This window comes from Achromobacter sp. HZ01 (genome assembly GCF_003267925.1).
Lineage (GTDB): Bacteria > Pseudomonadota > Gammaproteobacteria > Burkholderiales > Burkholderiaceae_B > Achromobacter > Achromobacter pulmonis_A.
Genome location: NZ_LWKV01000003.1, coordinates 733,076 through 757,681 on the forward strand (window position 1 = coordinate 733,076; position 24,606 = coordinate 757,681).

The following is a 24,606-nucleotide window of genomic DNA, read 5'->3' on the forward strand; positions in this document are numbered from 1 at the left end:
ACCAAAAAGTAATTTCCCCGTCGGGATTTTGGCAGAACCGGATAGGTAGACTTTTTCCTACGCGCTGTCGTCGGCCTGATATCCGGACCGATGACGGATGATGAAACTGCCTACAGGAATGCCCTATGAAAAACTCTCTGAATATGCTGCTGGCCATTATCGCGATCGCAGCCGCGCCGCAAGCCATGGCCCAGTCCGCGCCCCGCGCCGTGGTTCAGGATGCCGCCCGCTCCGCGCCCCAGCGCGAACTCTCCCGCGCCGAAGTCCAGGCCGACCTCGCCCTCTGGAAACGCGCCGGCGTGGCGGACTTCTGGAACCGCGAGCTGACGCCCGATATCTATAGCAGCGAATACCGGGCGGCTTATGCGGAGTACCTGCGACTGCGTTATGGGCCGGCATATCAGGAAGAATTGCAGCGGCTGCAGTAATGCATTCTGATTGAGTGAATGAAAAAGGGCGGACCGGTTATGCGGTCCGCCCTTTTTTAAAACTCAGGAGTGAATATTATTCGTCCAGCTTGCGAGCCGATTCCAGCGCTCCCGCCGCGGCCTCATTAATTCCGCCGTCACGGCGGCCCACGACCAGGACGACTATGTCCGGCGGGATTGCATTATCCCTCACCAGATATACCAATCTATAACCGACGCCGCGCAGCTTGATCTTGTAGCAATCAACCAAGGGTGGATGAAGTTGCGACCCAGGTAACCGGAGAGTGTCCAGCCGTTTCTTCAGAGCCGCTTTGAACAGGGTTTTGATGGAGCCATCCAACGCGTCCCATTCCTGCCTTGCCTCTGGAACAAAGAAAAGTCTGTATGCCGCTTACAGCTCGTCAAGGCTGACTTCGACGGCCCGATCGACCGATTTCAGGCGCGAGCGAACCAGTGATTCGAGTTGGCGCCCATCGTACAGCTCAGCCATCTGCGCCATGAGCTCCGGTGAAACAGTGTAGAAGGCCGGACGATTGTGGTTGAGCACCGCCACCGACTGCCCCTGGGCATCTTCGACCACCTTGCCAGGATTCTGTTTGAACTCGGAGATACTGACGGTCAGCAAGCTATGGATGCGTTCCATACGCTACCTAAATGGGGCTAAATTTGGACCTATTTTGGCTGAAGAAGCGTTTAATGTCGAGCATGAGAGGGGAAGGCATGGGAGTGGCAGCGTGTATTGATCCTGCGGGCTGACGTGCCCCCGGAATGTCCGTACAGATACCAAAACGTCGGTTGCGCCATGTGGCGACAACTGAGACAGTTTTAGACAGAAAAGGGCGGATCGGTTAACCCGTCCGCCCCTGTCCTGTACTGTCTAATGCTTGCTAATTTGGTGGAGCCGGGGGGAATTGAACCCCCGTCCGCAAGCCCTCCGCAACCAGTTCTACATGCGTAGTCGATCTATTTAGTTTTAACCCTGGACTTAGCCAACCGACAGGCCGGACCAGAGCGATTCACGTAATTTAAATTTGAACCGTGTGACCCCAGTTCAAACCGATTCCTTGTGAATGTCGCTGCTGCGGTTCGAGGGTTGCCCCCCTAGGAAGTTGCCTTCCTCCGCCTGACCCAAGGACAGATCAGTGCAGCGGCTCACCGCTTAAGCGGCGAGAGCGAAACGCTCGTCGTTGGCGTTTGTAGTGTTCCAGTGGATTAACGAGCGAACTGGTGCTCGGCATGCCCTGAGTTGTTTCGCGACCCACGTCGAATCCGGATCGGCCCCAAGTAAGACCTATTGTACTGGGAAATCCCATAGCCTGCACGGTTTCCCGTGCAGGCGTGGCCCGGGGGAGACAGCGCCGGTCAGGCCGGGTTCGGGCAGGCGGCCTTGGCCGCCGGGCGGGCGCGGGAGGCGGCCATCAGCAGCAAAGCCAGACCGACCGAAAGGCCGACGATGGCGGCGGCGGCCCAGCCCAGGGCGCCCAGGCCGTACTGGTCGATGACGTGGCCGCCGACTACGGCGCCCAGGCCGATGCCGATGTTGGCGCCCGAGATATTCAGGGACGCGGCAAACGCCGGCGCTTCGGGGGCGGATTTCATCAGCCGCACGTGGCACACGATGAAGAGCGCCGCCTGCGCGATGCCCCAGACGCCCAGCGCCACGGCCAGCAGGCCGTGCGAGGCCATGACCGGCGCCAGCGCGGCCAGGCCGGCGGCCATCAGGCTGGAGAAGAGGGCGGTGGCGCCCAGCGGGCTGCGGTCCACCAGGCGGCCGCCCAGGGTGTTGCCGACCAGGCCGACCGCGCCGAACGCCATCATGGTCCAGCCCACGATCTGGCCGTTGAAGCCGGCCAGCCGCTCCAGCATGTCGGCCAGGTAGGTGTAGGCGGTGAACATGCCGGTGAAGACCAGCAGCGAAAGCAGCACGTGGCCGACCACGATGGGGCGGCGCAGGATGCGCAGCTGCGTAATGAGCCGGACGCCGTCGCCGTGCACCCGGATGCTGGGGAAGGCGAAAAGCAGCAGCACGGCCTTGGCGAAGGCGACGGCCGACAGCACGGCGAAGGCGGCGCGCCAGCCGAAGGCGTCGGAGATGAGCACGCCGATGGGAATGCCGAACACCGTGGCGGCCACGATGCCGAAGGCCACCGTGGAAATGGCGCGCCCGGCGCGGGCCGGGCCGACCAGCTCGACCGCCGTGGCGCTGGCCAGGGACCAGAACACGGGAAGGGCCAGCGCCGGGACGAAGCGGGCGACGGCCATGACCCAGATGTTGGGGGCGGCCGCCGCCAGCGCGTTGGACAGGCCGAAAAGCAGCAGCACGCCGATGAACAGCCGCTTGCGCTCGATGTTGGCCATGAGCGCGGTCAGCAGCGGCCCGGTCGCGGCCACGGTGAAGGCGAACAGCGAGACCAGCAGGCCGGCCTGGGACACGGTGACGTCCAGGTCGCGGGCCAGTCCCGGCAGCAGTCCGACGATCAGGAATTCCGTCGTCAGGATGGTGAAGCCGGCGGCGGAAAGCAGCAGGATGGGCAATAGCATGGGCGTTCTCGGGCGCGACGCACCGCGGCGCGCGGACAGGCGATGGTGAAGGGAGGGCGGCGCCGCGGCGGAGATTGCGGCGAAGGCTTCGGGTAGACCCTGATGCCGTGCATGGGTCACACTTTAAGTGACCGGGCTATCAGGATAAAGATGGCGATTGCGGAAAGATTATTCCGTCTATCAGACTAATTCGCCTGACCGGCGCCGGGACCGGGACGGGCGCGGCCCGTCCCTTCGGGCGGCCCTAGCGCAGGTCGCTGGGCAGCAGGGGCTCGATGGCCGGCCACAGCTCCGCGGGGGAGTGGGCGCAGGTCTCGGCTTCCCAGGTCGTGATGTTGTCGTCTTCGCCGACGTAGCCGTAGGCCGCGGCGACGGCGGGCATGCCGGCGGCGTGCGCGGCCTGGATGTCGCGCAGGTCGTCGCCGACGTAGACGCAGCGGTCCACGGCAAAGCCGGCCTCGCGCGCGGCGTGCTGCAGCGGCAGGGGATGGGGCTTGGCGTGCGCCGTGGTGTCGCCGCAGACCAGCACGGCGCTGTCGCGCGTCAGGTCCAGGTGTTCGACGATGGGCAGGGTCAGGTAGGTGACCTTGTTGGTGACGATGCCCCAGGACAGGCCGCGGCGGCGGATATCGGCCAGCAGCTCGCCGATGCCGGGGAACAGCTTGCTGTGGACGGTGGAGCCGGCCGCGTAGTCTTCCAGGAACTGCAGGCGGGTGGGCTCGTAGTCGGGATCTCCGGGCTTGAGGCCCAGCGCCACGCGCAGCAGGCCGCGCGCGCCCTGCGAGGCCACCGGACGCAGCAGTTCGTAGGCCATCGGTTCCAGGCCCTTGCGGGTGCGTTGGCGGTTGGCCGCGGCGGCGAGGTCGGGGGCGGTGTCGGCCAGCGTGCCGTCGAAGTCGAACAGGATCAGGGCGCTCATTTGCGGGTAGCCATCAGGTAGTTGACCGAAGTATCGGATGACAGGGAGTAGATCTGGGTGATCGGGTTGTATTCCATGCCGCGCATGCCGACCGGCTCCAGGCCGGCGCCGCGCGCCGCCGCCGACAGCTCGCTGGGCTTGATGAACTGCTCGTAGCTGTGGGTGCCGCGCGGCAGCAGGCGCAGCACGTATTCCGCGCCCACGATGGCGAACAGAAAGGATTTGGGGTTGCGGTTCAGGGTGGAGAAGAACACCCAGCCGCCCGGTTTGACCAGGGTCGAGCACGCGCGCACGATGGAGGCCGGGTCCGGCACGTGTTCCAGCATTTCCATGCAGGTGACCACGTCGTAGTGGCCGGGCCGTTCGGCCGCCAGCTCTTCGACCGGGACCTTGCGGTATTCCACTTGCACACCGGATTCCAGGCCGTGCAGGCGCGCCACCTTCAGGGACTTGTCGGCCAGGTCGATGCCGGTGACCGCCGCGCCGCTTTTGGCCATGGATTCGGACAGGATGCCGCCGCCGCAGCCCACGTCCAGCACGGTCTTGCCGGCCAGGCTGCCCGCGCACTCCTGGATCCATTCGAGCCGCAGCGGATTGATGGCGTGCAGCGGCTTGAACTCGCTTTCGGGGTCCCACCAGCGGCTGGCCAGGGCGCCGAACTTGTCCAGTTCGGCCTGGTCGGCGTTGACGGCGGGGCGGGCGGTGTCGTGGGTTTGCGTGGTCATGGGCAGTCCAGCGTAAGGCGACGCTATATATAGAGGGGCTCCTGCGCGCCTGGCGAGGAGGGGCGCCGCACCGCTGCACCAAAAGGGTGCGCAGGCGACGAAAAAAAGGCCTCGCTATGCGAGGCCCCTTTATTGTAGCTAGTCCGGCAATTACTTGCGGCTACCCACGATTTCGATCTCAACGCGACGGTTCTGGGCGCGGCCTTCCTTCGTCTTGTTGGAAGCGATCGGGTTCAGCTCGCCCTTGCCTTCCGTGTAGATACGGTTGGGGTCGATACCCTTGCTGACCAGGTAGCTCTTGACCGAAGCGGCACGACGCTCGGACAGCTTCTGGTTGTAGGCTTCGGTGCCGATCGAGTCGGTGTGGCCCACAGCGATGATGGTTTCGAGGTCGATGCCGTTGGCTTGCTGGGCGACTTGGTCCAGCAGCTGGCGGCCTTCGGGCTTCAGGGTCGACTTGTCGAAGTCGAAGAACGTGTCGGCGTTGAACACGACCTTGGCCGCCATCGGGGCGGGCTTCGGCTTCTGTTGCGCAACCGGAACGCCGTCGCAGCCGGGGATGCCGGTGGCCGGGGTCCAGAACGCATCGCGCCAGCACAGTTCGTTCGTGCCGTTCTTCCAAACGTCACCGAACGGATTGCGCCAGTTGTCCACCGTGTCGGGATAGGTCTGGGCCGAGGCTACACCCGAGGCCGTGACGGCGGCGAAGGCGAGCGCCAGAGCGAATTTGGAGGGTTTGTTCATGTTTCTCCTCGTTGAGCTTGAAGCTGGATAAGTGACTCGCAGCGAACCCCCGCCGCATATCAGGAAAACGGGGCCAGTATAGCAACGCCAAGAGCTGGTTCAAAGGAATAGCTACTGGGTTTCCTGCGTGCTGGAAACAATCTTAAGGCATTTGGGGGGCTTTGGCTTCCCTGGACAGGCGCATTGACGCTGGATATGACGTTTTCGGCGCTCCATCGGTTTTCCATGTTGGTTTTTGACAACAGGCCCGCAGGGCGCGGGCGGACGCGCCGGCGGCCGGGTCTGGATGTCGTCCGGCCGGGCCCGCCGGCGAGCGTCCCGGGGCGCTCCTTCTGACCGCTCGGTGAATCGAATGATAGAATTTCCTGTTTACCCGGCCCGGGTTCCTCCTTACACGATTCTGTCGTTATATATATGGATTCCTTTGCCAAGGAGACGCTTCCGGTATCGCTGGAAGAAGAGATGCGCCGCAGTTACCTCGATTACGCGATGAGCGTGATCGTGGGTCGGGCGCTACCGGATGTGCGGGACGGCCTCAAGCCCGTCCACCGGCGCGTGCTCTACGCGATGCACGAACTGAACAACGACTGGAACCGCGCCTACAAGAAGTCGGCGCGTATCGTCGGGGACGTCATCGGTAAGTACCACCCCCACGGCGACCAGTCCGTCTACGACACCATCGTCCGCATGGCGCAGGATTTCTCCATGCGCTACATGCTGGTGGACGGCCAGGGCAACTTCGGCTCGATCGACGGCGACAACGCCGCGGCGATGCGTTACACCGAAATCCGCTTGGCCAAGATCGCCCACGAGCTGCTGGCCGACATCGACCAGGAAACGGTGGACTTCGGCCCCAACTACGACGGCAGCGAACAGGAACCGCTGCTGCTGCCGTCGCGCCTGCCCAACCTGCTGGTCAACGGCAGCTCGGGCATCGCGGTGGGCATGGCCACCAACATTCCGCCCCACAATCTGCAGGAAGTGGTCGACGGCTGCCTGTACTGCCTGCGCAATCCGGCGTGTTCGGTCGACGAGCTCATGGAGCTCATCCCGGCGCCCGATTTCCCCACCGGCGGCGTCATCTACGGCATGTCGGGCGTGCGCGAAGGCTACCGCACCGGCCGCGGCCGCGTGGTCATGCGCGCCAAGACCCACTTCGAGGACATGGAGAAGGGCAACCGCCAGGCCATCGTGGTCGACGCGATTCCCTACCAGGTCAACAAGAAGACGCTGCAGGAGCGCATCGCCGAGCTGGTCAACGACAAGAAGATCGAAGGCATCTCCGACATCCGCGACGAGTCCGACAAGGACGGCATGCGCCTGGTCATCGAGCTCAAGCGCGGCGAGGTTCCCGAGGTCGTCCTGAACAACCTCTACAAGAACACGCAGCTGCAGGACACCTTCGGGATGAACCTGGTGGCGCTGGTCGACGGCCAGCCGCGCCTGCTCAACCTGAAGCAGATGATCGACTACTTCCTGCAGCACCGCCGGGAAGTGGTCACGCGCCGCACGGTGTTCCAGCTGCGCAAGGCCCGCGAACGCGGCCACGTGCTGGAAGGCCTGGCCGTGGCGCTGGCCAACATCGACGACTTCATCGCCATCATCAAGGCTGCGCCGACCCCGCCGGTCGCGCGCCAGGAACTGATGGCGCGTTCCTGGGATTCGTCGCTGGTGCGCGAGATGCTGTCGCGCGCCGACGGCGACACGCCGGGAGGCCGCGCGGCCTTCCGCCCGGACGACCTAGGCGCCGAATTCGGCCTGCAGGGCGACGGCCTGTACCGCCTGAGCGATACGCAGGCCCAGGAAATCCTGAACATGCGCCTGCAGCGCCTGACCGGGCTGGAGCAGGACAAGATCGTCGGCGAATACAAGGACATCATGTCCACCATCGCCGACCTGCTCGACATCCTGGCGCGCCCCGAGCGCATCACCACCATCATCGGCGAGGAACTGCAGGCCATCAAGGCCGAGTTCTCGACCGGCGCCAAGGACTCGCGCCGCTCGGAAATCGAGCTCAACGCAACCGAACTCGACACCGAAGACCTGATCACGCCGACCGACATGGTCGTGACCCTGTCGCACGGCGGCTACATCAAGAGCCAGCCGCTGTCCGAATACCGCTCGCAAAAACGCGGCGGACGCGGCAAGCAGGCCACGGCCATGAAGGAAAACGACTGGATCGACCAGCTCTTCATCGCCAACACGCACGACTTCCTGCTGTGCTTCTCCAACCGCGGCCGGGTGTACTGGCTGAAGGTCTGGGAAGTGCCGCAGGGCACGCGCAATTCGCGCGGCAAGCCCATCGTCAACATGTTCCCGCTGGCCGACGGCGAGAAGATCACGGTGGTGCTGCCGGTCAAGGAATTCAGCGAAGACCACTACGTGTTCATGGCGACCTCGCGCGGCACGGTCAAGAAGACGCCGCTGTCGGACTTCTCCAATCCGCGCAAGGCCGGCATCATCGCCGTGGACCTGGACGACGGCGACTACCTGATCGGCGCCGACCTGACCGACGGCAAGCACGACGTCATGCTGTTCTCCGACGCCGGCAAGGCCGTGCGCTTCGACGAGAACGACGTGCGCCCGATGGGCCGCAACGCCCGCGGCGTGCGCGGCATGATGCTGGAAGACACCCAGACCGTGATCGCGCTGCTGGTCGCGGGCGACGAAACCCAGAGCGTGCTGACCGCCACCGAGAACGGCTACGGCAAGCGCACCCCGATCACCGAGTACACGCGCCACGGCCGCGGCACCAAGGGCATGATCGCCATCCAGACCAGCTCGCGCAACGGCAAGGTGGTGGGTGCGGTGCTGGTCATGCCTTCGGACGAGATCATGCTGATCACGACCGGCGGCGTGCTGGTGCGCACGCGCGTCTCGGAAATCCGTGAAATGGGCCGCGCCACGCAGGGCGTCACCCTCATCAACGTCGACGACGGCAGCTCGCTGTCGGGCGTGCGCCGGGTCGTGGAAAGCGACGCGGACGATGACGGCGACCTCGACGAGGACGGCCAGGGCACGGATGGCGGCGACGGCAACGGCGCAGCCGACACGACGGATTCGACCGAACCTACGGAGCAATAATGGCCCGCCCCTGGAACTTCTCGGCAGGCCCCTCGGCCTTGCCCGAGGTGGTGCTGCAGCAAGCCGCTGCGGAAATGCTGGACTGGCACGGCAGCGGCATGTCCGTGATGGAAATGAGCCATCGCGGCAAGCACTTCGTGCAGATCTGCGATGAAGCCGAATCGGACCTGCGCGACCTGCTGCAACTGCCGGCGGACTACGCCGTCATGTTCATGCAGGGCGGGGGTTCCGGGGAAAACGCCATCGTGCCCATGAACCTCATGGGGCGCCGCGGCACGCCGGCGGCCGACTTCGTGGTCACGGGCCACTGGTCCAAGCGTTCCTACAAGGAAGCCGGCCGCTACGGCAGCACGCAGCTTGCGGCCAGCAGCGAGCAGGCCGTCGAGCTCGACGGCCGCGAGCAGGCCCCGCTGACCTGGGTGCCGCCGGTCGAGACCTGGCAGGTGCGCAAGGATTCCGCCTATCTGCACCTGTGCAGCAACGAGACCATCGGCGGCGTCGAATTCATGGACTGGCCGGACACCGCCGCGCTGGGCGCGCCCGACGTGCCGCTGGTGGTGGACGCCTCTTCGCATTTCCTGTCGCGTCCCATGGACGTGACGCGCTGCGGCCTGCTGTATGCGGGCGCGCAGAAGAACGCCGGCCCGGCGGGCGTGACCGTCGTCATCGCGCGCCGCGACCTGATCGGCCATGCCCTGCCGATCTGTCCGTCCGCGTTCGACTACGCCAACGTGGCCGCCGAGCACTCGCGCTACAACACGCCGCCCACTTTCGCGATCTACGTCGCGGGCCTGGTGTTCAAGTGGGTCAAGGCCAACGGCGGCGTGGCCGGCATGGAAGCCGCCAACAAGGCCAAGGCCGACCTGCTGTACGGCTACCTGGACAGCACCTCGTTCTACCGCAATCCTGTACACGCGCCGGTGCGTTCGCGCATGAACGTGCCGTTCGTGCTGCGCGACGAATCGCTCAACGAGGCCTTCCTGCAAGGCGCGGACGCCGCCGGCCTGACGCAGCTGAAGGGCCACAAGAGCGTGGGCGGGATGCGCGCCTCCATCTACAACGCCGTGCCCCTGGCCGCCGTGCAGGCGCTGGTCGAGTATCTGAAGGAATTCGAGCGCCGCTATGGATGATGAACTGCAAAACAAGCTGCTTCCGCTGCGCCAACGCATCGACGCGCTGGACGCGCAGATCCTCGAATTGCTGACGCAGCGCGCGCGCGCCGCGCTCGAAGTGGGCGAGGCCAAGCACGCCGCGCACGCCGACGGCCCGGTGCTGCGCCCCGAGCGCGAAGCCGACGTCATCCGGCGCCTGCAGCAGACCAACCCCGGCCCGTTCCCGAACGCGGGCGTGGCGGCCGTGTGGACCGAGATCATCTCGGCCTGCCGCGGCCTGGAACGCGGCATGACGGTCGCCTTCCTGGGGCCGCAGGGCTCGTTTTCCGAACAGGCGGCGATGGAGCATTTCGGCCATGCCGTGCAGCAGCTGCCGTGCGCGTCCTTCGATGAAGTGTTCCGCGCCGTCGAGGCCGGCCAGGCCGACGTGGGCATGGTGCCGGTGGAGAACTCCACCGAAGGCGCCGTCAACCGCAGCCTGGACCTGCTGCTGAACACGCCGCTCAAGATCCTGGGCGAGCGTTCGCTGGTGATCCGCCATTGCCTGATGTCGCAGTCCGGCAGTATGGACGGCATCAAGACCATTTCCGCGCATCCGCAGGCGCTGGCCCAGTGCCAGGGCTGGCTGACGCGCCACTATCCCGGCGTACCCCGCGTGGCCGCGTCCAGCAATTCCGAGGCCGCGCGCGCGGCCGCGTCCGACCCCTCCATCGCCGCGATCGCGGGCGAGGTGGCCGCGCCCGCCTGGAACCTGAAGATCGCCGCCGCCGGCATCCAGGACGACCCGCAGAACCGCACCCGGTTCCTGGCCATCGGCAATATCGAGCCGCTGGTCAGCGGCCGCGACAAGACCAGCCTGATCCTGGCCGTGCCCAACCGCGCCGGCGCGGTCTACGAAATGCTGGCCCCGCTGGCGGCCAACGGCGTGTCGATGACGCGTTTCGAATCGCGTCCGGCCCGCACCGGCCAGTGGGAATACTATTTCTACGTCGACGTGCTGGGCCACCGCAACGATCCGAACGTCGAACGCGCGCTTGCCGCCCTGCAGGCGCAGGTCGCCTACCTGAAAGTGCTGGGTTCCTACCCGGCGTCGTGAGCCTCCACAACATGACCACCGCATCCAAGCCCCTCGCCGCCCCGGCGCACGTCAGCGCCATCGCCCCCTACCAGGCGGGCAAGCCCATCGAAGAACTGGCCCGCGAGTTCGGGCTGGATCCGGCCGGCATCGTCAAGCTGGCGTCCAACGAAAACCCGCTGGGCATGCCCGGCTCGGCGCGCGAGGCCATGCTGGCCGCGGCCGAATCGCTGGCGCGCTACCCCGATCCCAACGGCTTCGACCTGAAGGCCGCGCTGGCCGAGCGCTACGGCGTGCCGATGAACTGGATCACGCTGGGCAACGGCTCCAACGACATCCTGGAAATCGCCGCGCTGGCGCTGCTGGAGCCGGGCGCTTCCGCCGTGTACGCGCAGCACTCGTTCGCGGTGTACCGCCTGGCCACGCAGGCGCGCGGCGCGCGCCACATCGTGGTGCCGGCCAGGGACTACGGCCACGACCTGGACGCGATGTTCGACGCCATCGCCGACGACACCCGCCTGGTGTTCATCGCCAACCCGAACAATCCCACCGGCACCTTCGTGCCGGGCGAGCAGGTCGCGGCCTTCCTCGAACGCGTGCACGCCGCCCACGGCGAGCGCGTCACGGTGGTGCTGGACGAGGCCTATAACGAATACCTCGATCCCGAGTTCCGTTTCGACAGCACCGAGCTGGTGCGCCGCTATCCCAACCTGATCGTCTCGCGCACCTTCTCCAAGGCCTACGGCCTGGCCGGCCTGCGCGTGGGCTTCGCGGTGGCGCAGCCGGCCCTGACCGACCTGCTCAACCGCGTGCGCCAGCCGTTCAACGTCAACACGCTGGCGCAGGCCGCCGCCGTGGCCGCGCTGGGCGACGCCGCCTACCTGCAGCAGGCCTACTCCCTGAACAAGGCCGGCAAGGCGCAGCTGTGCGCCGCGTTCGAGGCCCTGAAGCTGCGCTACGTGCCCAGCTACGGCAACTTCGTGCTGGTGCACGTGGGCGATGCGCCGCGCATCAACCTCGAACTGCTCAAGCGCGGCGTGATCGTGCGCCCGGTGGCCGGAGACGGCCTGCCCGAGTGGCTGCGCGTGTCCATCGGCCTGCCCGAAGAGAATCAGCGTTTCATCGACGCGCTGGGCGCCATCCTGTCAGCATGAACGACGCTGCACTGTCTTCCGATCAGGGGGCCGCTGGCCCCCTGATTCCTGTATTGGCCGTCGTCGGCGTGGGCCTGATCGGCGGTTCGTTCGCCGCGGCGCTGCGCAGCGCCGGGCAGGTCGGCGTGGTGCTGGGGGCGGGACGCAATCCGCAGTCGCTGGCGCGCGCGCGCGAACTGGGCCTGATCGACGAGGCCGTGTCGCTGGAAGAGGCGGCCGCGCGCGCCGACCTGATCCTGCTGGCCACGCCGGTGGGCGGCCTGGCCGACGCCTTGTCGCGCATGCGCGCGCACCTGCGCGCCGGCGCCGTGCTCACCGACGCCGGCAGCACCAAGGCCGAAGTGGCCGCCGCGGCGCGCGCCGCGCTGGGCGAGCGGGCGGCGCAGTTCGTGCCCGGCCATCCGATCGCCGGCGCCGAACGCACCGGACCGGAAGCCGCGCAGGCCGACCTCTATCGCGATCGCACCGTCATCCTGACGCCGCTGCCCGGGAATTCCGCGGCCAGCGTCGATCTGGTGCGCCGCGCCTGGTTGGCCTGCGGCTCGCAAGTGATCGACATGGACGCCGACGCGCACGACCGGCTGCTGGCCTCGGTCAGCCATCTGCCGCACCTGTTGTCGGCGGTCTACATGAACCAGGTGGCCACGGCCGCCGACGCCGCCACCCGCCTGGACCTGGCGGGCAGCGGCTTTCGCGATTTCACGCGCATCGCGGCGGGTTCGCCGGAGATGTGGCGCGATATTTTCCTGTCCAACCGCGACGCGATGCTGGCCGAGCTGGCCGAGGTCCGCGCGGTGCTGGACCGGGCCGAGCACGCCATCGCCGCGGGCGACGGCGCGGCCTTGTCGACGCTGCTGGAGACGGCAGCGCGGGCGCGCCGCAACTGGCGCAAGGAGTAGCTGTCATGGGCGCTTTGCCTTATCTGGATCTGCCCCGGGTGCGCCAGGCGCGGGGCGAAGTGGCCCTGCCGGGCTCCAAGAGCATTTCCAACCGCGTGCTGCTGCTGGCCGCGATCGCCGAAGGCGGCACGGCCATCACCGGGCTGCTGGATTCGGACGACACCCGCGTGATGCTGGCCGCCCTGCGCCAGCTGGGCGTGCAGGTCTCGGACCTGGACGCCGGCCGCGTCACGGTGCAGGGCGTGCCGCGCTTTCCGGTCGAAAGCGCCGACCTTTTCATGGGCAACGCCGGCACCGCCATTCGTCCGCTGACCGCGGCGCTGGCGCTGATGGGCGGCGACTACCGGCTCTCGGGCGTGCCGCGCATGCACGAGCGTCCCATCGGCGACCTGGTCGACGCCTTGAACGCGCTGGGCGCGCGCATCGATTACCTGGGCCAGCCGGGCTATCCGCCGCTGCGCATCGGCCGCGGCGAAATCGCCGGCGACGCGGTGGCGCGGGTACAGGGGTCGGTCTCCAGCCAGTTCCTGACGGCGCTGCTGATGGCCGCGCCGCTGCAGGCGCGCGCCAGCGGCAAGCCGGTGGCGATCGAGGTCATCGGCGAGCTGATCTCCAAGCCCTATATCGAAATCACGCTGAACCTGATGGCGCGCTTCGGCGTGCAGGTGCGGCGCGAGGGCTGGAGCCGCTTCGTCATCGAGGCCGGCGCGTCCTATCGCAGCCCCGGGCAGATCGCGGTCGAGGGCGACGCGTCCACGGCGTCCTACTTCATGGCGCTGGGCGCGATCGGCGGCGGTCCGCTGCGCGTGACCGGCGTGGGCGCCGACAGCATCCAGGGCGACGTCGCGTTTGCCGACACCCTGGCCGGGATGGGCGCCCAGGTCAGCTACGGCCCCGGCTGGATCGAAGTGTCCGGCGCGCGCGTGGCCCAGGGCGAGCGCCTGAAGGCCTTCGACACCGATTTCAACCTGATCCCCGACGCCGCCATGACCGCGGCCGCGCTGGCGCTGTACGCCGACGGCCCGTGCCGGCTGCGCAACATCGGCAGTTGGCGCGTCAAGGAAACCGACCGCATCCACGCCATGCAGACCGAGCTGGCCAAGCTGGGCGCGCAGGTGGAATCGGGGCCGGATTGGCTGCGGGTCACGCCGCCGGCCGCCGATGGCTGGCGCGACGCGCACATCGGCACTTGGGACGACCACCGCATGGCGATGTGCTTCTCGCTGGCGGCGTTCGGCCCCGCGGCCGTACGTATTCTCGACCCCGGCTGCGTCAGCAAGACCTTCCCGGGTTACTTTGATGTCTACGCGGGCCTGGTTGCGGCCTAGCGACAATTACTCCATGACTTCGACTTCCTCCGAACTCTCCACCGCCGTTCCCGTCATCACGATCGACGGCCCCACCGCGTCCGGCAAGGGCACCGTGGCCCACCGGGTCGCCAAGGCCCTGGGCTGGGAAGTGCTGGACAGCGGCGCGCTGTATCGCCTGACCGCCCTGGCGGCGATCGAGCGCGGCCTGTCGGCCGACGACGAGCCCGCCGTGGCGCGCGCGGCCGAGACGCTGGACGTGCGTTTCGACGGCCCCCATATCTACCTGGAGGGCAGGGAGGTCGGCCACGACATCCGCCGCGAGGAAGTCGGCAATTTCGCCTCGCGCGTGGCGGCGTTCCCCGGCGTGCGCCAGGCGCTGCTCGAGCGCCAGCGCGCCTTTCGCCGGGCGCCCGGCCTGGTGGCCGACGGGCGCGACATGGGCACGGTGGTGTTTCCCGACGCGCCGCTGAAAGTGTTCCTGGTCGCCGACGTGGTCGCGCGGGCGCAGAGGCGCTGTAAGCAGTTGATCGAAAAGGGAATTTCTGCTAATCTAGACGACCTTTTGCGGGATATGCGCGAGCGCGACGCACGGGATACCGGGCGGGCGGCCGCGCCATTGGCTCCCGCAGCGGATGCACACGTACTGGATTCGTCGAATCTGACGATTGCGGAAACGGTGCAGGCAATACTGGATTTCTGGGGCGCCACGGCGTCCGGATCTGAATAGATTTGTTTTTTAGGCCCTGCTCAAGCCAGGCGACACCCCCACGGGCCACCCCGCAAGGGTAAGCCAGCAGGCAGGTATTTTGACTCCACTGTGGCGGGCAATCCGCTGCGGTGTGTTTTTAACGGCCATTGCGGCCCAATGGATTTCAACCCCATGTCTTCCGTTTCCACTACCGCCACCGGCGGCGAAAGCTTCGCCGACCTTTTCGCACAAAGCCTCAAGAGCCAGGACATGAAGTCCGGCGAGGTCATCAGCGCCGAAGTCGTGCGCGTCGACCACAACTTCGTCGTCGTCAACGCCGGCCTGAAGTCCGAAGCGCTGATCCCCCTGGAAGAGTTCCTGAACGACCAGGGCGAACTCGAAGTGCAGCCCGGCGATTTCGTCTCGGTGGCCATCGATTCCCTGGAAAACGGCTACGGCGACACCATCCTGTCGCGTGACCGCGCCAAGCGCCTGTCGGCCTGGCTGCAACTGGAAAAGGCCCTGGAGAACGGCGAACTGGTCACCGGCACCATCACCGGCAAGGTGAAGGGCGGCCTGACCGTCATGACCAACGGCATCCGCGCGTTCCTGCCGGGTTCGCTGGTGGATCTGCGCCCGGTCAAGGACACCACCCCGTACGAAGGCAAGACCCTCGAATTCAAGGTCATCAAGCTCGACCGCAAGCGCAACAACGTCGTGCTGTCGCGTCGCCAGGTGCTGGAAGCCAGCATGGGCGAAGAGCGCCAGAAGCTGCTCGAAACCCTGCACGAAGGTGCCGTGGTCAAGGGCGTGGTCAAGAACATCACCGACTACGGCGCGTTCGTGGACCTGGGCGGCATCGACGGCCTGCTGCACATCACCGACATGGCCTGGCGCCGTGTGCGTCACCCGTCCGAAGTCCTGCAAGTGGGTCAGGAAGTCGAAGCCAAGGTCCTCAAGTTCGACCAGGAAAAGAGCCGCGTCTCGCTGGGCGTCAAGCAGCTGGGCGAAGATCCGTGGGTCGGCCTCGCTCGCCGCTACCCGCAAGGCACCCGCCTGTTCGGCAAGGTCACCAACCTGACCGACTACGGCGCGTTCGTTGAAGTCGAAGCCGGCATCGAAGGCCTGGTGCACGTCTCCGAAATGGACTGGACCAACAAGAACGTCGATCCGCGCAAGGTCGTGACCCTGGGCGAAGAAGTCGAAGTCATGGTCCTGGAAATCGACGAAGACCGTCGCCGCATTTCGCTGGGCATGAAGCAGTGCCGCCAGAACCCGTGGGAAGAGTTCGCCACCAACTTCAAGCGTGGTGACAAGGTCCGCGGCGCCATCAAGTCGATCACCGACTTCGGCGTGTTCGTCGGCCTGCCCGGCGGCATCGACGGCCTGGTCCACCTGTCCGACCTGTCGTGGACGGAAGCTGGCGAAGAAGCCGTGCGCAACTTCAAGAAGGGCGACGAGATCGAAGCCGTGGTCCTGGGCATCGACACCGACAAGGAACGCATCTCGCTGGGCATCAAGCAGCTGGAAGGCGACCCGTTCAACAACTTCGTCGCCACTTTCGACAAGGGCGCCGTGGTTCCGGGCACCATCAAGTCGGTCGAAGCCAAGGGCGCCGTCGTGACGCTGTCCGTGGACGTCGAAGGCTACCTGCGCGCTTCCGAGATCTCCTCGGGCCGCGTCGAAGATGCCACCACCGTCCTGAGCGTCGGCGAAAACATCGAAGCCATGATCGTCAACATCGACCGCAAGACGCGTTCGATCCAGCTGTCGATCAAGGCCCGCGACAACGCCGAGACCGCCGAAACGATCCAGCGTATGTCCGATGCCAGCGCCTCGTCCGGCACCACCAACCTCGGCGCGCTGCTGAAGGCCAAGCTGGACCAACAGCGCAACGACGGTTAATTCGTGACCAAGTCGGAGCTGATCGCCGCCTTGGCGGCCCGCTATCCTCAGCTGGCCGCCCGCGACACCGATTACGCGGTCAAGACCGTGCTCGATGCGATGACCCAGGCCCTGGCCTCGGGCCAGCGCATCGAGATCCGCGGTTTTGGCAGCTTTTCGCTGTCGCAGCGGTCTCCCCGAATCGGGCGCAACCCGAAATCCGGCGAACAGGTGCTGGTGCCTGGCAAACAGGTGCCGCACTTCAAGGCGGGCAAGGAATTGCGCGAGCGGGTGGACTTGGCCGGCGGCAACGATGAGGACGCTCAATCCTCCGGATCGAGTGAACCGATGCCGTCGATGGTGAGTCTGCACGCCATGCATTGACGGCACGGCTGAAAGGCTGCCTTCGGGCGGATCGGACCGCGAACCAGGCCCCTTGAGCAATCAAGGGGCTTTGTTTTTGCGGGCCGGGTTTTTTCTCGCGGCGGGCGGGAGACGTCGCTTACAATTGAAAGTCTCGATTTCTAAGGAGCATGCGCCATGCGCTACCTCGTCTGGGCCCTGCGATTGCTCGTGTTCGTTGCGGTATTGATGTTCGCCTTGAAAAACACCGATCCGGTCGCCGTGAAGTTCTACGCCGACTACGTGGTGCAGGACGTCCCGCTCATCGTCGTGATGCTGGTGGTTTTCGTGCTGGGCGCCTTGTTCGGCCTGCTGCTGACCGTGCCCGCCGCCGTGCGCCGCCGCCGCGAGGCCATGCGCCTGCGCCGCGAGCTCGACCGCGTCCAGGCCGCCGTCAACGGCACCACGCCGGCCGTGCCGCCCGAAGCCGTCGCGCCGATGTCGCCGCTGTAATGCCGTTGCCCATCTCGTTTTCCGTACCGACCTGCCGCAAGGGCCTGAACAGTGGATTTTGAACCTTGGTGGTTGATTTTCGTGCCGGTGCTGTTCGCGCTGGGCTGGCTGGCCGCGCGCTTCGACATCCGGCAAATGCTGCGGGAAACCCGCAGCCTGCCCGACTCCTATTTCCGCGGCTTGAACTTCCTGCTCAATGAAGAGCCGGACCGCGCCATCGACGCCTTCGTCGAAGTCGCCAAGCTCGACCCCGAAACCACCGAGCTGCACTTCGCGCTGGGCAGCCTGTTCCGCCGCCGCGGCGAGATGGAACGCGCCATCCGCGTGCACCAGAGCCTGCTCAACCGCTCCGACCTGCCGGCCGCCGAGCGCGAACACGCCCAGCACGAACTGGCGCAGGATTTCCTCAAGGCCGGCATGCTGGATCGCGCCGAAAGCGGCTTCGAGCTGCTCAAGGACACCCGCTACGCCTTGCCGGCGCTGCGCTCGCTGATCCGCATCTACGAATCCGAGCACGACTGGCCGCGCGCCATCGAGGCCGTCAAGACGCTGCAAGGCCTGGTCGACGAGCCGGTGCCGCAGATCGTGCACTACTACTGCGAGCAGGCGCAGTCCGCGCTGGCGGCCAAGCCGGCCGACATCGACGCCGCCCACAAGGCGCTGGACGCGGCCGACCATGCGCTGTCGGGCATAGACGCCGCCTCCAGCCGCGGCGCCATGGTGCGCACCGCGATGCTGCGCGCGCGCCTGGCCCTGACCGAACAGGACCCCAAGCGCGAGCGCCTGTACCTGGAATCGGTCATGAACGACGCCCCCGAATACGCGGGCCTGGTCGCCGAGCAGGTGCTGGCCAACTACCGCGCCGCCCACCAGGAACAGGCCGGGCTGGACGTGCTGCTCAAGCAGTACGCGCGCCATGCCTCGCTGGACCTGTTCAACGTGCTGTTCCGCGAGCTGCGCGTGCAGCAGGGGGCCGCGCCGGCCTGGACGTTCGCGCGCGGCGCGCTGCGCAGCCATCCGTCCCTGCTGGGCCTGGACCGCCTGCTCGAGGCCGAACTGGCCAATGGCGAGGGCGACGCCGACCACGGCCCGGTACCGGGCGCCGACCTGACGCTGCTGCGCAGTTTGATCCACAAGCATACGCAGCGGCTCGACCGCTACGCATGCCGCAGTTGCGGTTTTCAGGCGCGTCGTTTTTACTGGCAATGTCCCGGCTGCAACGCCTGGGAGACCTACGCGCCGCGCCGCCTGGAAGAACTCGAATGAAATCTTTTCCCGCCGAAGCCATCTCGCACAGCCGCGTGCTCGTGGTGGGCGACGTGATGCTGGACCGGTACTGGTTCGGCGAGGTCGAACGCATCTCGCCGGAAGCGCCGGTGCCGGTGGTGCGCGTGGCGCGCCGCGAAGACCGCCTGGGCGGCGCCGCCAACGTCGCGCGCAACGTCGCGGCGCTGGGCGGCCACGTGACCCTGGTGGGCGTGCTGGGCGCCGACGAAGCCGGCGACAGCGTGCGCCGCCTGTCGACCGAGGCCGGCATCCAGGCCGACCTGATCGCCGACCCGTCGCTGCACACCACCTTGAAGATGCGCGTGCTGGGCCGTCAGCAGCAGCTGCTGCGGGTGGACTTCGAACAGCACCCCGAACAGGCCGCGCTCGACAGCGTGGACGCCGCGCTGGCCCGGCACCTGGCCAACCACGACATCATCGTGCTGTCCGACTATGCCAAGGGCGTGCTCACCCGGGTGGAGTCGCTCATCGCGCTGGCGCGGGCCGCGGGCATCCCGGTGCTGGTGGACCCCAAGGGCGACGACTACAGCCGCTATCGCGGCGCCACCCTGGTCACGCCCAACCGCTCGGAAATGCAGCAGGCCGTGGGCCGCTGGAATTCCGAGGCCGAACTCACCGATCGCGCGCAGCGGCTGCGCGCCGATCTGGACCTGGAAGCCCTGCTCGTGACGCGCTCCGAGCAGGGCATGACTTTGTTTACCGATGCGGGACGCGACCACATCGACGCGCAGGCGCACGAGGTGTTCGACGTGTCCGGCGCGGGCGACACCGTGCTGGCCACGCTGGCCGTGTCGCGCGCCATCGGCCTGCCGTGGGCCGATGCCATGGGCTGGGCCAACCGCGCCGGCGGCATCGCCGTGGGCAAGCTGGGCACGTCCGTCGTCACCGCCGCCGAACTGGCTGGAGAATCCTCATGATCGTCGTTACCGGAGCCGCGGGCTTCATAGGCAGCAACCTGGTGCGCGGGCTCAACCGCCGGGGCATCGAAGACATTATCGCCGTCGACGACCTCACCGAAGGCGACAAGTTCGTCAACCTGGTCGACTGCAAGATCGCCGACTACCTGGACAAGGACGACTTCCGCCGCCGCGTGGCCGACGGCAGCATCGGCGAGGTCCGCGCGGTCCTGCACCAGGGCGCCTGCTCGGACACCACCGAGCGCAACGGCCGCTACATGCTGGACAACAACTACCGCGTCACGCTGGAACTGTTCGAGTTCTGCCAGGCGCGCCGCATTCCCTTCCTGTACGCCTCGTCGGCCGCGGTCTATGGCGGCTCTTCGGTCTACGTGGAAGACCCCGCCAACGAAGGCCCGCTGAACGTCTACGGCTATTCCAAGCTGCTGTTCGACCAGGTCCTGCGCCGGCGCATGGACAGCCTGACGGCCCAGGTGGTGGGCCTGCGCTACTTCAACGTCTACGGCCCGCACGAGCAGCACAAGGGCCGCATGGCCTCGGTGGCCTTCCACAACATGAACCAGTTCCTGGAACACGGCCACGTGCGCCTGTTCGCGGGCTGGGACGGCTACCCCGACGGCGGCCAGAGCCGCGACTTCATTTCCGTCGAGGACGTGGTGGCGGTGAACCTGCACTTCCTGGACCATCCGGAGCAGTCGGGCATCTTCAACTGCGGCACCGGCCGGGCGCAACCGTTCAACGACGTGGCCGCCGGCGTGGTCAATGCGCTGCGCGCCGAACGCTGCGAGGCCGAACTGCCGCTGGCGCAGCTGGTCGAGCAGGGCCTGATCCGCTACATCCCGTTCCCCGACGACCTCAAGGGCCGCTACCAGAGCTACACCCAGGCCGACGTCTCGCGCCTGCGCGCGGCCGGTTTCCAGGCGCCCATGCGCGACGTGCGCACCGGCGTGTCGGAGTACGTGCGGTACTGGCGCAACCTGACGCGCTAGCGCCCGCGCGCGGGGCATCGCCCCACGCAGACCACATCCACCCGCGGGTTTCCGGGGTGGATGTTTTCATTCACGGCGAACTCCTGGCGACGGGCCGCGCGGCATGATCGCTGCGTGGCTCGACAACCGTCGCGCCCGGTCCTTCAGGAGACTCGCATGAACCCGTTCCTACATTCCGTCACGGCGCGGCCGTCGCCGTCCACGCAATGGCGCAGCGCCGCCCGGCCCGGGCGCCAGCGCCAGGCCGGCGGCCAGCCGTGCGCCGCGCAGCCGCGCCCGTTGCGGCAGGCGCTGGGCGCGCTGCTGCTGACCGCGGGGCTGGGCCTGGCGGCCTCGCCGGCGCAGGCGGTGGACGTGAACCAGGCCAGCGTGCAGCAGCTCGAAGGCGTGCGCGGCATCGGCCCGCGCACCGCCGAAATCATCGTCCAGGAACGCGAGCGCGGCGGCAAGTTCGAATCGCTCGACGACCTGGCCGAACGCGTGCGCGGCATCGGCGCGAAAAAGGCGCAGGCCCTGGAGGCCGCGGGCCTGCAGGTGGGCAAGGCGGCCGCGGCGCCGAAGCCCGCCGCCGCAAGGCCGGCGCCGGCCCGCGCCAAACCCTGACGCCGGCGTCCGCGCCGGTGGCCCTGGCGGCAGCGCGGATTTAGCCGCCGCGCGCCGCCGGGCGGAGTTATCATCATCCGCATGACTACTACCTATCCCACTATCGAGCAAACCGTCGGCAACACGCCGCTGGTGCGCCTGCAGCGCATCCCCGGAGCCGCGGGCGCCGCGCGGGGCAACGTCATCCTGGCCAAGCTGGAAGGCAACAACCCCGCCGGTTCCGTCAAGGACCGTCCCGCGCTGTCCATGATCAAGCACGCGGAAGAGCGCGGCGACATCAAGCCGGGCGACACCCTTATCGAAGCCACCAGCGGCAATACCGGCATCGCGCTGGCCATGGCGGCCGCCATGCGCGGCTACCGCATGATCCTCATCATGCCGGACAACCTGTCGTTGGAGCGCCGCGCGGCGATGACCGCCTATGGCGCAGAGCTGATCCTGACGCCGGCCGACAAGGGCGGCATGGAATACGCCCGCGACCTGGCCACCGAAATGCAGGCCGACGGCCGCGGCCTGGTCCTGGACCAGTTCGCCAATCCGGACAACCCCCGCGCCCACATCGAAACCACCGGCCCCGAAATCTGGAACCAGACCGAAGGCCGGGTCACGCATTTCGTCAGCGCCATGGGCACCACCGGCACCATCATGGGCGTGTCCACCTACCTCAAGTCGCGCAATCCCGCCGTGCAGGTCGTGGGCGCCCAGCCGGCCGAAGGCTCGTCCATTCCCGGTATCCGCAAATGGCCCGAGGCCTACCTGCCGAAGATCTTCGATCGCAGCCGGGTGGACGCCTACGAATCCATCGCGCAAACGGAAGCCGAGGTCATGGCCCGCCGCCTGGCCGCCGAAGAAGGCATCTTCGGCGGCATCTCGTCGGCCGGCGCCCTGGTCGCCGCGCTGCGCGTGGCCGAGCGCGTCAACGACGCCACCATCGTGTTCATCGTCTGCGACCGCGGCGACCGCTACCTGTCCACCGGCGTTTTCAACTGACCGTTGATGGTGTAGATGGTGGATGGCGTGGACGGCGTAGGATGGGTGCAGCGCGAGACGCCCTGACCCAGAACCCCACCGCCCAACGCGCGTAACCCATCAGCCGGCCCAAGCCGGCATTTTGGCTCGCCGCCAGATGGGTTACGCGCGCTGGATATTTGAGTTCTTGCTCAAGGACTCTCGCGCTGCACCCATCCTACGGCCACCACAAAGCCCCCTCATCACCGCCCCACGCGCGCCTCGATCTCGTCGGCCAGGTCGGCCACCGAGGTGGCGTAGAAATAGCTACGGTTGTACTTGGTCAGCGCGAAGAAGTTGGGCGTGCCCACGCGGTACTGCGCGGTGCCGCGGGCTTCTTCCACCAGGTCGACCACGCCCAGCGGCTGGCTGGTCCAGCCGTCGGCGGAGGCGCCGGGGCGCAGGCGCGCGCCGGCGGCGGTCAGCGAGTTCCAGCTTTGCTTGGGTTCGAGGCCGCCGTCGACCAGCGGCGCGGGATCGACCGGCAGGATCACGGGAGCGAACACCGGCAGGCCGCGCTGCCAGCCGTGCTGGGACAGGAAGCTGCCCACCGACATGATCGCGTCGCGGGTGTTGTTGCTCAGGTCGATATGGCCGTTGTCGTCGCCGTCCACGGCGTAATGCATCACGCTGGTGGGCATGAACTGCGGCATGCCGATGGCGCCCGCGTACGAGCCGCGGGTTTCCAGATCGAGCTTGTCCTGCATGGCCAGCGTGAGGAAGTCGGCCAGCTGCCCGCGGAACATGGTGGCGCGTTCGGGCTTGGCCGGATCGGGATAATCGAAAGCCAGCGTGGTCAGGGCGTCCAGCACGCGGAAATTGCCCATATTGCGCCCGTACAGCGTTTCCACGCCGATGATGGATGCGATGATGGGCGCAGGTACGCCGAAGCGCTGCGCGGCCTGGTTGAGCAGGTCGCGGTTTTCGTTATAGAAGTCCACGCCCCAGCCGATGCGCTTGGGTTCCACGAAGCGCGAGCGGTACGTCAGCCAGCTGCGCCAGATTTTCTTGCCCGGGGGCGACGGCGCAATCAGGCGCGCCACCGTGGCGTTATAGCGCGAGCCCTCCAGCGCGGCGACCATGGGCGCCAGCGGCAGCTGGCGCTCGGCGGCCAGGCTTTCCACGAATGAACGGACTTCCGGGCGCAGCGCGCCGTTGGCGCCGAGGGCGGCGGGGCCGTCGTCGGCCAGTCCGGAGCCTGGAGTCGGCGCACTGGGTCCGATGCGGATGGGAGCGGGAGAGGACGAGGCCGCGGCGGATGGCGAGGCCGGGGCGGTAGCGGTGGGGGCGGTGGTGGTACAGCCCGCCAGCAAGGCGCAAAGGGTTCCGAGTTGCAGTATTCGCCGACAGATGAACATAATCTTCCTTATGGAGACCATGTATCTTACCCACCCGGCATGCCGCTTGCATGAAATGGGCAGTTGGCATCCCGAAAGCCCGCAGAGGCTGGACGCCATTTCCGACCAGCTGCTTGCGAGCGGATTGATGCCTTACCTGGACGACCGCCAGGCCCCGCAGGCGTCGCGTCACGACGTGCTGCGCGTGCATACCGTCCAGTACCTGAACAGTCTGCGCGAAAACACGCCCGAACAAGGGTATTTCCCGATAGATCCCGACACGCTGATGAATCCGCACACCTACGAGGCCGCGCTTTACGCCGCGGGCGCGGGGGTGGCGGCGGTGGATGCGGTGATGGGCGGCGAAGCCCGCACGGCGTTCTGCGCGGTCAGGCCGCCCGGCCACCATGCCTGCCGTTCGCAGGCCATGGGATTCTGCTTTCTCAACAACGTCGCCATTGCGGCGCAGCATGCGCTGGAATTCCACGGCCTGGCGCGCGTGGCCATCGTCGATTTCGACGTCCACCACGGCAACGGCACCGAAGAAGTCTTTGCCGGCGACGAGCGCGTCCTGATGTGCAGTTTCTTCCAGCATCCGTTCTTTCCGAACAGCGGCGCGGACCACCCGGCCGCGAACATGCTGAACGTGCCCGTGCCCGCGTATACGGCGGGCGCCGCCGTGCGGGCCATCGTCAGCGACTCCTGGCTGCCCAGGCTGGAGGCGCACCGGCCCGAACTGATCCTGGTGTCGGCCGGCTTCGATGCGCACCGCGAGGACGACATGGGCCAGATGGGCCTGGTCGAAGCCGACTACGCGTGGATCACCGACAGGCTGGTCGAAGTGGCCGAGCGCCACTGCCAGGGGCGGATCGTCAGCACGCTGGAAGGCGGTTACAACTTGTCAGCTTTGGGGCGCAGCGTCGTCGCGCACATACGAGCCCTGGCTAAGCTGTAGAATCAGGAAAAAATTGTGCACTGCAATCCCGGCGCAAGCCGGGGCAACTATTTCGTTTTCATTTTGGAGACAGCGGGATGAAGGTATTGGTA

The 24,606-nt window shown here is 67.0% G+C and carries 23 protein-coding genes, 1 other RNA gene and 1 pseudogene; 17 read left to right on the forward strand and 8 right to left on the reverse strand.

What is annotated here, in order from left to right:
* Window positions 1-125 precede the first annotated feature (125 nt).
* Window positions 126-428 carry a DUF4148 domain-containing protein gene (locus A6B37_RS19405; protein ID WP_111826667.1) on the forward strand — a complete coding sequence of 101 codons (303 nt, stop codon included), beginning with the start codon at window positions 126-128 and terminating at the stop codon, window positions 426-428.
* Window positions 429-504: 76 nt separating this feature from the next.
* On the opposite strand, the pseudogene A6B37_RS19410 reads toward A6B37_RS19405, so the two are convergent.
* The 7 genes and pseudogenes from A6B37_RS19410 to ompA form a co-directional block, all read right to left on the reverse strand.
* Window positions 505-789, reverse strand: a pseudogene (locus tag A6B37_RS19410) (type II toxin-antitoxin system RelE/ParE family toxin); the annotation flags it as partial.
* Between the two features lie 30 nt (window positions 790-819).
* The gene (locus A6B37_RS19415; RefSeq protein WP_111826669.1) at window positions 820-1,071 is read right to left on the reverse strand and encodes a type II toxin-antitoxin system Phd/YefM family antitoxin; all 252 of its coding nucleotides are present in this window, start codon (window positions 1,069-1,071) and stop codon (window positions 820-822) included.
* 250 nt (window positions 1,072-1,321) lie between these two features.
* Window positions 1,322-1,710: a transfer-messenger RNA gene (ssrA, locus tag A6B37_RS19420) on the reverse strand.
* 80 nt (window positions 1,711-1,790) lie between these two features.
* Window positions 1,791-2,969 carry an MFS transporter gene (locus A6B37_RS19425; RefSeq protein ID WP_111826670.1) on the reverse strand — a complete coding sequence of 393 codons (1,179 nt, stop codon included), beginning with the start codon at window positions 2,967-2,969 and terminating at the stop codon, window positions 1,791-1,793.
* Between the two features lie 244 nt (window positions 2,970-3,213).
* Entirely contained in the window at window positions 3,214-3,888 is a 675-nt protein-coding gene (locus A6B37_RS19430; protein WP_102774895.1) for an HAD-IA family hydrolase, read from the reverse strand.
* On the reverse strand, window positions 3,885-4,613 hold the full coding sequence (ubiG, locus tag A6B37_RS19435; protein WP_102774894.1) for a bifunctional 2-polyprenyl-6-hydroxyphenol methylase/3-demethylubiquinol 3-O-methyltransferase UbiG: 729 nt from the start codon (window positions 4,611-4,613) through the stop codon (window positions 3,885-3,887). The genes A6B37_RS19430 and ubiG overlap by 4 nt, the downstream gene beginning before the upstream one ends.
* Window positions 4,614-4,763: 150 nt before the next feature.
* Window positions 4,764-5,357: an outer membrane protein OmpA gene (ompA, locus tag A6B37_RS19440; protein ID WP_102774893.1), complete on the reverse strand. Its 594-nt coding sequence runs from the start codon at window positions 5,355-5,357 to the stop codon at window positions 4,764-4,766.
* Between the two features lie 414 nt (window positions 5,358-5,771).
* On the opposite strand from ompA, the gene gyrA reads away from it, so the two are divergent.
* The 15 genes from gyrA to cysM all read left to right on the forward strand — a co-directional run bounded on the left by gyrA (window position 5,772) and on the right by cysM (window position 22,204).
* Entirely contained in the window at window positions 5,772-8,441 is a 2,670-nt protein-coding gene (gyrA, locus tag A6B37_RS19445; RefSeq protein WP_102774892.1) for a DNA gyrase subunit A, read from the forward strand.
* On the forward strand, window positions 8,441-9,571 hold the full coding sequence (gene serC, locus A6B37_RS19450) for a 3-phosphoserine/phosphohydroxythreonine transaminase (protein WP_168202252.1): 1,131 nt from the start codon (window positions 8,441-8,443) through the stop codon (window positions 9,569-9,571). The genes gyrA and serC overlap by 1 nt, the downstream gene beginning before the upstream one ends.
* Window positions 9,564-10,649: a prephenate dehydratase gene (gene pheA / locus A6B37_RS19455; protein ID WP_111826671.1), complete on the forward strand. Its 1,086-nt coding sequence runs from the start codon at window positions 9,564-9,566 to the stop codon at window positions 10,647-10,649. Before serC ends, pheA begins: the two co-directional genes overlap by 8 nt.
* 11 nt (window positions 10,650-10,660) lie before the next feature.
* Window positions 10,661-11,782, forward strand: a complete 1,122-nt coding sequence (gene hisC, locus A6B37_RS19460; protein WP_111826702.1) for a histidinol-phosphate transaminase — start codon at window positions 10,661-10,663, stop codon at window positions 11,780-11,782.
* Entirely contained in the window at window positions 11,779-12,681 is a 903-nt protein-coding gene (locus tag A6B37_RS19465; protein WP_111826672.1) for a prephenate dehydrogenase/arogenate dehydrogenase family protein, read from the forward strand. The genes hisC and A6B37_RS19465 overlap by 4 nt, the downstream gene beginning before the upstream one ends.
* Before the next feature lie 5 nt (window positions 12,682-12,686).
* On the forward strand, window positions 12,687-14,009 hold the full coding sequence (gene aroA / locus A6B37_RS19470; protein ID WP_102774888.1) for a 3-phosphoshikimate 1-carboxyvinyltransferase: 1,323 nt from the start codon (window positions 12,687-12,689) through the stop codon (window positions 14,007-14,009).
* Between the two features lie 13 nt (window positions 14,010-14,022).
* Window positions 14,023-14,718 (forward strand): (d)CMP kinase, encoded by a 696-nt coding sequence (gene cmk / locus A6B37_RS19475; RefSeq protein ID WP_102774887.1) that lies wholly within the window; start codon window positions 14,023-14,025, stop codon window positions 14,716-14,718.
* Window positions 14,719-14,871: 153 nt separating this feature from the next.
* Entirely contained in the window at window positions 14,872-16,584 is a 1,713-nt protein-coding gene (rpsA, locus tag A6B37_RS19480; protein ID WP_168202253.1) for a 30S ribosomal protein S1, read from the forward strand.
* 3 nt (window positions 16,585-16,587) lie between these two features.
* Window positions 16,588-16,947: an integration host factor subunit beta gene (locus A6B37_RS19485; protein ID WP_013392394.1), complete on the forward strand. Its 360-nt coding sequence runs from the start codon at window positions 16,588-16,590 to the stop codon at window positions 16,945-16,947.
* Window positions 16,948-17,103: 156 nt separating this feature from the next.
* Entirely contained in the window at window positions 17,104-17,418 is a 315-nt protein-coding gene (locus A6B37_RS19490) for a LapA family protein (RefSeq protein ID WP_102774885.1), read from the forward strand.
* A 51-nt stretch (window positions 17,419-17,469) separates the two neighbouring features.
* On the forward strand, window positions 17,470-18,684 hold the full coding sequence (gene lapB, locus A6B37_RS19495) for a lipopolysaccharide assembly protein LapB (RefSeq protein ID WP_102774884.1): 1,215 nt from the start codon (window positions 17,470-17,472) through the stop codon (window positions 18,682-18,684).
* Window positions 18,681-19,622: a D-glycero-beta-D-manno-heptose-7-phosphate kinase gene (rfaE1, locus tag A6B37_RS19500; RefSeq protein WP_102774883.1), complete on the forward strand. Its 942-nt coding sequence runs from the start codon at window positions 18,681-18,683 to the stop codon at window positions 19,620-19,622. The genes lapB and rfaE1 overlap by 4 nt, the downstream gene beginning before the upstream one ends.
* A complete protein-coding gene (gene rfaD, locus A6B37_RS19505) occupies window positions 19,619-20,611 on the forward strand; it encodes an ADP-glyceromanno-heptose 6-epimerase (protein WP_111826673.1) in 993 nt (330 codons plus the stop codon). The genes rfaE1 and rfaD overlap by 4 nt, the downstream gene beginning before the upstream one ends.
* 156 nt (window positions 20,612-20,767) lie before the next feature.
* Entirely contained in the window at window positions 20,768-21,214 is a 447-nt protein-coding gene (locus A6B37_RS19510; RefSeq protein WP_102774881.1) for a DUF655 domain-containing protein, read from the forward strand.
* 81 nt (window positions 21,215-21,295) lie between these two features.
* On the forward strand, window positions 21,296-22,204 hold the full coding sequence (cysM, locus tag A6B37_RS19515) for a cysteine synthase CysM (protein WP_102774880.1): 909 nt from the start codon (window positions 21,296-21,298) through the stop codon (window positions 22,202-22,204).
* A gap of 221 nt (window positions 22,205-22,425) precedes the next feature.
* Here the strand turns inward: cysM and mltB are convergent, their stop codons facing one another.
* On the reverse strand, window positions 22,426-23,580 hold the full coding sequence (gene mltB / locus A6B37_RS19520; RefSeq protein WP_102774879.1) for a lytic murein transglycosylase B: 1,155 nt from the start codon (window positions 23,578-23,580) through the stop codon (window positions 22,426-22,428).
* A 10-nt stretch (window positions 23,581-23,590) separates the two neighbouring features.
* Here mltB and A6B37_RS19525 point away from each other — a divergent pair, with 10 nt between their 5' ends.
* A complete protein-coding gene (locus A6B37_RS19525; RefSeq protein WP_210405811.1) occupies window positions 23,591-24,514 on the forward strand; it encodes a histone deacetylase family protein in 924 nt (307 codons plus the stop codon).
* The last annotated feature ends 92 nt before the right edge of the window (window positions 24,515-24,606 follow it).

Bases quoted from the DNA above. Each gene is read 5' to 3' on its own strand.
- A6B37_RS19405 (WP_111826667.1), top strand. From the start codon at position 126: ATGAAAAACTCTCTGAATATGCTGCTGGCCATTATCGCGATCGCAGCC.
- A6B37_RS19415 (WP_111826669.1), bottom strand. From the start codon at position 1,071: ATGGAACGCATCCATAGCTTGCTGACCGTCAGTATCTCCGAGTTCAAA.
- A6B37_RS19425 (WP_111826670.1), bottom strand. From the start codon at position 2,969: ATGCTATTGCCCATCCTGCTGCTTTCCGCCGCCGGCTTCACCATCCTG.
- A6B37_RS19430 (WP_102774895.1), bottom strand. From the start codon at position 3,888: ATGAGCGCCCTGATCCTGTTCGACTTCGACGGCACGCTGGCCGACACC.
- ubiG (WP_102774894.1), bottom strand. From the start codon at position 4,613: ATGACCACGCAAACCCACGACACCGCCCGCCCCGCCGTCAACGCCGAC.
- ompA (WP_102774893.1), bottom strand. From the start codon at position 5,357: ATGAACAAACCCTCCAAATTCGCTCTGGCGCTCGCCTTCGCCGCCGTC.
- gyrA (WP_102774892.1), top strand. From the start codon at position 5,772: ATGGATTCCTTTGCCAAGGAGACGCTTCCGGTATCGCTGGAAGAAGAG.
- serC (WP_168202252.1), top strand. From the start codon at position 8,441: ATGGCCCGCCCCTGGAACTTCTCGGCAGGCCCCTCGGCCTTGCCCGAG.
- pheA (WP_111826671.1), top strand. From the start codon at position 9,564: ATGGATGATGAACTGCAAAACAAGCTGCTTCCGCTGCGCCAACGCATC.
- hisC (WP_111826702.1), top strand. From the start codon at position 10,661: ATGACCACCGCATCCAAGCCCCTCGCCGCCCCGGCGCACGTCAGCGCC.
- A6B37_RS19465 (WP_111826672.1), top strand. From the start codon at position 11,779: ATGAACGACGCTGCACTGTCTTCCGATCAGGGGGCCGCTGGCCCCCTG.
- aroA (WP_102774888.1), top strand. From the start codon at position 12,687: ATGGGCGCTTTGCCTTATCTGGATCTGCCCCGGGTGCGCCAGGCGCGG.
- cmk (WP_102774887.1), top strand. From the start codon at position 14,023: ATGACTTCGACTTCCTCCGAACTCTCCACCGCCGTTCCCGTCATCACG.
- rpsA (WP_168202253.1), top strand. From the start codon at position 14,872: ATGTCTTCCGTTTCCACTACCGCCACCGGCGGCGAAAGCTTCGCCGAC.
- A6B37_RS19490 (WP_102774885.1), top strand. From the start codon at position 17,104: ATGCGCTACCTCGTCTGGGCCCTGCGATTGCTCGTGTTCGTTGCGGTA.
- rfaE1 (WP_102774883.1), top strand. From the start codon at position 18,681: ATGAAATCTTTTCCCGCCGAAGCCATCTCGCACAGCCGCGTGCTCGTG.
- rfaD (WP_111826673.1), top strand. From the start codon at position 19,619: ATGATCGTCGTTACCGGAGCCGCGGGCTTCATAGGCAGCAACCTGGTG.
- A6B37_RS19510 (WP_102774881.1), top strand. From the start codon at position 20,768: ATGAACCCGTTCCTACATTCCGTCACGGCGCGGCCGTCGCCGTCCACG.
- cysM (WP_102774880.1), top strand. From the start codon at position 21,296: ATGACTACTACCTATCCCACTATCGAGCAAACCGTCGGCAACACGCCG.
- mltB (WP_102774879.1), bottom strand. From the start codon at position 23,580: ATGTTCATCTGTCGGCGAATACTGCAACTCGGAACCCTTTGCGCCTTG.
- A6B37_RS19525 (WP_210405811.1), top strand. From the start codon at position 23,591: ATGGAGACCATGTATCTTACCCACCCGGCATGCCGCTTGCATGAAATG.